At 51.2% G+C, this 1,006-nt stretch carries 1 protein-coding gene; it reads left to right on the top strand.

Annotation, left to right across the window (positions count from 1 at the left end):
- Positions 1–94: 94 nt before the first annotated feature.
- A protein-coding gene (locus ABAC402_RS39990; RefSeq protein WP_162148556.1) for an IS630 family transposase occupies positions 95–1,006 on the top strand; the annotation gives its coding sequence in 2 pieces (ribosomal slippage) (positions 95–427 and positions 429–1,006; 911 coding nt annotated over the 2 pieces). This gene is flagged as partial in the annotation.

A 1,006-nucleotide genomic window follows, 5' to 3' on the forward strand; every position in this document is an offset into this window, starting at 1 on the left:
TAGAGCGGTATGACGCTTAGTTGAATCGCGGCGTGGTATGCAAATCAGCTTTTCTCTGATTCAGTCGTTATGCTGGAAGCGGAGGTCAGCGCATATGGCACAGCCTTTATCATTGGATTTGCGTACCCGTGCTGTGGCTCGGGTTGAAGCTGGCGAAACGATCCGATCTGTTGGGCTAGCCTTAAGTATTGCCCCATCGAGCGTGTCTAAGTGGTGTAAGCGATACCGCTCAACTGGCAGCGTTGCACCAGGTCAGATGGGCGGTCATAGGCCGGGTATCTTGATTGGCGCTACCAAGGATTGGTTGTTAGAACGCACCCAGACAGAATTTACGTTGCTGGGCCTAGTGTCGGAACTGGCTCTTCGAGGCACGAGCGTGGATTACAAAACTGTTTGGAAATTCGTTCATCGCGAAGGCTTAAGCTTTAAAAAAAAGTATCCTCGCCACCGAACAAATGCGCCCCAAAGTAGCGCGTCACCGCGAACGTTGGAAAGCATATCAAAATAAATTTGAATGCTCTCGTCTTGTTTTCATTGACGAAACTTGGGCCAAAACGAATATGACGCCGTTGCGCGGCTGGTGCAAACGAGGGCAAAGACTTCGAGCGAATGCTCCGTTTGGTCATTGGAAAACCATGACATTTGTCGCGGCTTTGCGATGCGACAGAATAGATGCCCCTTGTGTGTTTGATGGTCCAATCAACGCTGCTGGCTTTGTCGCTTACGTCGAACAGTGCCTGGTGCCTACCCTAAAACGTGGTGACATCGTCGTTGCCGACAATCTGTCGTCCCATAAAGCCAAGGCCGCAAGAAAGGCTATCCGGGCTGTAGGAGCAAGGCTGATATTCCTGCCGCCCTATAGTCCAGACCTGAATCCAATCGAACAGGCCTTTTCAAAACTCAAGCATCTTATGAGGAAAGCAGCAGAGCGCACTCAAGAGGCTACATGGCGAACGCTCGGCACCCTCTTGGATCTGTTCCCGCCAACCGAATGCGCCAACTATTT

This window comes from Asticcacaulis sp. AC402, from assembly GCF_000495835.1.
Taxonomy (GTDB): Bacteria; Pseudomonadota; Alphaproteobacteria; order Caulobacterales; family Caulobacteraceae; genus Asticcacaulis.